The organism is Massilia sp. CT11-108 (genome assembly GCF_047302915.1).
In the GTDB taxonomy this organism is placed as follows: Bacteria; Pseudomonadota; Gammaproteobacteria; order Burkholderiales; family Burkholderiaceae_D; genus Telluria; species Telluria orientalis.
Genome location: NZ_JBKYMO010000372.1, coordinates 1 through 5,637, shown reverse-complemented (window position 1 = coordinate 5,637; position 5,637 = coordinate 1). Strand labels below are relative to the sequence as shown.

6 protein-coding genes are annotated in these 5,637 nt (G+C 68.0%); all 6 read left to right on the top strand.

Translation table 11 applies throughout. The annotated features are described in order from the left end of the window. Positions 1-225: 225 nt before the first annotated feature. Positions 226-612: a DUF2750 domain-containing protein gene (locus ACEN88_RS23125; protein ID WP_413343407.1), complete on the top strand. Its 387-nt coding sequence runs from the start codon at positions 226-228 to the stop codon at positions 610-612. Beyond that, positions 609-1,928 carry an amino acid deaminase gene (locus ACEN88_RS23120; RefSeq protein ID WP_413343405.1) on the top strand — a complete coding sequence of 440 codons (1,320 nt, stop codon included), beginning with the start codon at positions 609-611 and terminating at the stop codon, positions 1,926-1,928. Before ACEN88_RS23125 ends, ACEN88_RS23120 begins: the two co-directional genes overlap by 4 nt. 51 nt (positions 1,929-1,979) lie before the next feature. Further along, positions 1,980-2,936, top strand: coding sequence for a prolyl aminopeptidase (pip, locus tag ACEN88_RS23115; RefSeq protein WP_413343403.1), 957 nt, complete (start codon positions 1,980-1,982; stop codon positions 2,934-2,936). 76 nt (positions 2,937-3,012) lie between these two features. Continuing rightward, a complete protein-coding gene (locus ACEN88_RS23110; protein ID WP_413343401.1) occupies positions 3,013-3,459 on the top strand; it encodes a DUF2721 domain-containing protein in 447 nt (148 codons plus the stop codon). A 21-nt stretch (positions 3,460-3,480) separates the two neighbouring features. After that, positions 3,481-3,936 (top strand): hypothetical protein, encoded by a 456-nt coding sequence (locus ACEN88_RS23105; protein ID WP_413343399.1) that lies wholly within the window; start codon positions 3,481-3,483, stop codon positions 3,934-3,936. A 79-nt stretch (positions 3,937-4,015) separates the two neighbouring features. Beyond that, a partial coding sequence (locus tag ACEN88_RS23100) for an FAD-dependent oxidoreductase (protein WP_413343397.1) occupies positions 4,016-5,637 on the top strand: 1,622 nt, incomplete at its 3' end.

Genomic DNA, 5,637 nt, shown 5'->3' with positions numbered 1-5,637 from the left:
AACCGCCCGGTGCGGACCCGCACGCCGGGTGGTGTGGCAGGGGACCGGCCAGACAACTGGCCGCCCCTATGCCGATCTGCGTCTAAACACCGGGGTCAGAGCCCGATTTTGGGCAATTTCCAAAAAACGGGCTCTGACCCCGGTGTTGGCCTGCGCGCCGCGGTGGAGGGCAGATGTCGTATGCTCGTCCCGACGGCCGCCGCCGGGCGCGCGTGGGATAATTGAATGATCGATGCTGAACAAGTGAAGGCCGTGGTGCGCCTGCCGGCGCCGCAGCGCTATGAATATTTCGTCAAGCGGGTCGCCGCGTCGGGCACCGTGTGGGGCCTGTACCGCAACGGCTGGGCGCTCGCGAACAAGGACGACGGCACGCTCGTGTTCGCGATGTGGCCGGACGAGGAATTCGCCCGGCTGTGCGCGGAATTCGAATGGGAAGGCTATGAACCCCAGGCCTTTTCGCTGGACGAGCTGCTATCCGAGCTGCTGCCCCAGCTGCAGCAGGATGGCCTCTTGCCCGGCATCTTCCGCACGCCCGGTTCGAAGGGCGTGATGCCGACGCCGGGCCTGCTGCGCGTCGATCTCGAGGACGAGTTGCGAAGGGAAACACCATGAACGCATTGCCGCACGGCGCGCTGGCCTTGTCCAGTCTCGAAGAACAGATGCTGCAGCCCGGTGTGAAGGGCTTGCCGTTGACGGCGCCGCTGCGCCAGGGCGCGATCGGCGTGCAGGGCTGGAACGTGCTGCATGGCGACACGAGTTTTCCCGTCGCGGTACTGAAAACGTCTGCGCTGCGCCACAACCTCGAATGGATGCGCGATTTCTGCGAGCGCCACGGCGTGCGCATCGCCCCGCACGGCAAGACGACGATGTGCCCGCAGCTGTTCGGCGCCCAGCTCGCGAATGGCGCCTGGGGCATCACCTTGGCGAACGCCGTGCAGGTGCGGGTCGCGCACCGCTTCGGCGTGCGCCGTGTGCTGGTCGCGAACCAGCTCGTCGCGCGCAGCGACGTGCGCATGGTGCTGCAGCTGCTGCACGAGGATCCCGGCTTCGAATGCGTCGTGCTGGCCGATTCGCTCGCGGGCGCGGCGCGCCTGGCCGAGGAAGTCGAAAATCACCCGCTCACGCGACCCTTGTCCGTGCTCGTCGAACTGGGCCTGTCCGGCAAGCGCGCCGGCTGCCGCACGCCCGAGGAAGCGCTGACGGTGGCGCGGGCCATCGAGCGCGCGCCGGGTCTCGTGCTGGCCGGCTTCGAAGGCTATGAAGGCTTGCTGGTATCGGACGACCACGATGCCGACCTGCGGGCCGTCTCGAGCTTCGTCGCGCGCCTGTGTGCGCTCGTGCGCGAGGCCGATGACGAAGGCCTGTTCGGCACGCGCGAGATCCTCGTGACGGCGGGCGGCTCGTCGTACTTCGACCTCGTCGCGCGCGGCTTCCAGGAGCTGCACGGCCTGTCGCTGCCGCTCGTGCCCGTGCTGCGCAGCGGCTGCTACCTGACGAGCGACCACGGCATGTACCAGCGCCACATCGCCGCACTCGACGCGCGCGAAGGCGTCGAGCCGGAAGCGGGCCTGCGGCCGGCGCTGGAGATCTGGAGCGTCGTGCAGTCGCGCCCCGAACCGGGCCTCGCGATCCTCACGATGGGCAAGCGCGACGCGTCGCACGATGCCGGCCTGCCGGTGCCGCTGTGGCACCACCGGCCCGGTCCCGGCGCCGCGCACGCGCTGCCGGACGGCTGCGAGATCGTCAAGATGAACGACCAGCACGCGTACCTGCGCCTGCCGGAAGGCCCCGTGCGCGACATGCTCGCGGTGGGGGACCTGGTCGGCTGCGGCATCTCGCATCCGTGCACGACGTTCGACCGCTGGCCGCTGCTGCTGGCCGTGGACGACGACTACGCGGTACGCTTCGCGCTCAACACTTTCTTCTAGAATGGCCGGGCGGTAGGCTACAATCGGTTGTCGTTTTTTCGCTGACCGATCATGCCCGCCACCCCGCCGTCGCTGTTCCCGCCCATCCTCCCGCACCGTCATGGCATGCTGGCCGTGGACGACCTGCACACGATCTATTGGGAAGAAGTGGGCAACCCGAACGGCATTCCCGTCGTGTTCCTGCACGGCGGTCCGGGCGCGGGCCTGTCGCCGCAGCACCGCCGCTTCTTCGACCCGAGCACCTACCGCGTGATCCTGTTCGACCAGCGCGGCGCCGGCAAGTCGACGCCGCTGGGCGAGTGGCGCAACAACACGACGCAGCTGCTCATCGAGGACATCGAACGCCTGCGCGCCATGTTCGGCATCGAGCGCTGGCTCGTGTTCGGCGGCTCGTGGGGCTCGACCCTGGCGCTGGCCTACGGGCAGGCGCACCCGGAGCGCTGCCTCGGCTTCGTCCTGCGCGGGATTTTCCTGTGCACGCCGGCCGAGATCGAATTCTTCCTGTACGGCGTGCAGTGGTTCTATCCGGAGCTGTACGACGAATTCATCGCACCGATTCCCGTCGAGGAACGGGGCGATTTGCTGAAGGCGTACACGAAGCGCCTGCTGTGCGACGATCCGCAGCAGTACTGGCCCGCCGCGCGCGCGTGGAGCCGCTTCGAGGGCCGCCGCGTGTTCCTGCTGCCGCAGGAAGAAGAGCACGCGTCCGACACGCTCGACCTGGGCGTGGGCCGGCTCGAATCGCACTACATGGCGCACGGCGGCTTCCTCGAGCCCGACCAGCTGCTGCGCGACGTCGGCCGTATCTCCCACCTGCCGGCCGTGATCGTGCAGGGGCGCTACGACGTGATCTGCCCGCCGCTGTCCGCGTACCGCCTGCACCAGGCCTGGGCCGGGTCGCGCCTGCGCATGATCCCGGACGCCGGCCACGGCGCGCTGGAAGCGGGCATCGCCCGCGCCCTCGTCGCCGCCACGGAACAGTTCAAGCGACACGGCCGTTTCGATTGAAACGGCGTCGATTTGGACCGAGGCCGCCGCCTGCTACACTGTCCCCAGCTTCTTACAATAACGACAAGCTACCCGCATGAATATCCAGACCAACGACATCGGCCATGTCATCCAGCTGTCGATCGCGCCCGTGTTCCTGCTGACCGGCGTGGCGACCAAGCTGACGGTACTGATGAACCGCCTCGCGCGCATCATCGACCGTACCCGCGACCTCAAGATCGAACTGAGCAAGGGGCCGGATCCGGATTGCAGCGAGGAGCTCGACGTGTTGTACCAGCGCTGGCGGCTGATCAATTATGCGATCACGGCCAGCACCGGCTGCGGCTTCCTGATCTGCGTGATCATCGCCTGCCTGTTCCTCGGCGATACCACCAATCTGCCGCTCGACCGCTACATCGCCGGCATGTTCGTGGTGGCCATGGTCGCCCTGATTGCCAGCTTCATTTTCCTGCTGCGCGAAGTGTCCGTCTCGTTCCGCTACATGCGCATCCACCGCCACGACGTTCCGGTCGGGCCGGACTAGTTTTTACGAATCGAGACCATCATGAACGACTATCAACGTCCCCCCACCCTGCATCGCTACGGCCTGCGCGCCGAGCTGGAACTGGCGCTGTCCACCGGCCAGTTCAAGCTCCAGCCCGAGAACGGCTTCCTGACCCTGTCGCTTTCCACGGCGTGGAACCGGAGCCTGTTCGACGTCCTCGGCCCGGCCGACAGCTGCCTCGTCATCCACAACACGGAAGAATTCGGCGAGCGCCTGCACCGCGCCGTCCAGCGCACGTTGCCCAACTGGGCCGGCATCGACGGCCCCGTCGAATACGGCATCCGCTCGCGCCTGGGCTCGGCCTTTTCCCGCCCGATTTCCGACGCGCGCGAAAAGGAGTGGAAGTTCGCGTGGCGCTCCCTGGCGCCGCATACCAGCCTGAACCCTGTCAGCGTGCGCATCGGCAGCATCGAGCAGTTCGCGGAACTGCGCACGCCGGAGAGTTATCCGGCCTGACGTTCGCGCGTGTCGCGATTAGAACCACGGCTCGACGAAATCCCGGTGTAATGCCGGGATCATCACTCACGTCGTGCCCATGACCGCCTCGCTCCCCGACACCGCTTATCCCCACCTGCTGTCTCCCCTCGACCTCGGCTTCACGACGCTGAAGAACCGCGTGATCATGGGGTCGATGCACACGGGGCTCGAAGACCGTTTCTGGAACTACGGGAAACTGGCCGCGTTCTACCGCGAGCGTGCGCGCGGCGGCGCGGGCCTGATCGTCACCGGCGGCATCTCGCCGAACCGCCAGGGCTGGCTGCTGCCGTTCGGCGGCACGCTGAACTTCCGCGCCGACGTCCTGAATCACCGCCGCGTCACGCGCGCCGTGCACGAAGAGGGCGGCAAGATCCTGCTGCAGATCCTGCATGCGGGCCGCTACGGCTACCAGCCGCTCGTCGTCTCCGCCTCGAACGTCAAGTCGCCGATTTCCCCGTTCCGCCCGCGCGCGCTGACGGCACGCGGCATCGAGTCGACCATCGCGGCCTATGTCCGCTGCGCGACACTTGCCAGACGCGCCGGCTACGACGGCGTCGAGGTGATGGGCAGCGAGGGCTACCTGATCAACCAGTTCCTGTGCGCGCGCACGAACCGCCGCACGGACGCGTGGGGCGGCAGCATCGAGAACCGCATGCGCCTGCCGGTGGAGATCGTGCGCCGCATCCGCGCGGCCGTCGGGCGCGAGTTCATCGTGATGGTGCGTCACTCCGTGCTGGACCTCGTCGACGGCGGCAACACGTGGGACGAAGTCGTACAGGTGGCGCAGGCACTGGAGGACGCCGGCACCACGATCCTCAACACGGGCTACGGCTGGCACGAGGCACGCATCCCGACCATCGTCACGTCGGTGCCGCGCGCTGCCTTTGCGTCGGTTGCGGCGCGGCTGCGGGATGCCGTCAGGATTCCTGTCGTCGCGTCGAACCGCATCAACATGCCGGCCGACGCGGAGCAGCTGCTGGCCGAGGGCAGCGCGGACATGGTGTCGATGGCGCGGCCGTTCCTGGCCGATCCCGATTGGGTGAACAAGGCCGCGGCGGGCCACGCGGACCGCATCAACACGTGCATCGCCTGCAACCAGGCGTGCCTGGACCACACGTTCGTCAACAAGCGCGCGACCTGTCTCGTGAACCCGCGCGCATGCCACGAGACGGAACTGGTGTACACGCCGACACGCCAGCGCAAGCGCATCGCCGTCGTCGGCGCCGGGCCGGCGGGATTGTCCGCCGCGACGGTGGCGGCGCAGCGCGGCCATGCCGTCACGCTGTTCGATGCGCTTGAGCGGATCGGCGGCCAGTTCAACATCGCCATGCGCATCCCCGGCAAGGAAGAATTCGCGGAAACCATCCGCTATTTCGGCCGCCAGCTGGCGCTGACGGGCGTGGAACTGCGGCTCGGCCAGCGCGTCACGCGCGAGGAACTCGTCGCGGCCGGCTACGACGACGTGATCGTGGCGACCGGTGTCACGATGCGCCGTCCCCGCATCGAGGGCATAGCGCATCCGAAGGTGCTGTCCTACCTGGACGTGCTGCGCGACCGCGCGCCCGTCGGCCCGCGCGTGGCGATCATCGGCGCCGGCGGCATCGGCTTCGACACGGCGGAGTTCCTGGTCCACGACGCCAACGCGCCGCGCCCGCAACCCGTCGCGGACTGGGCCGGCGA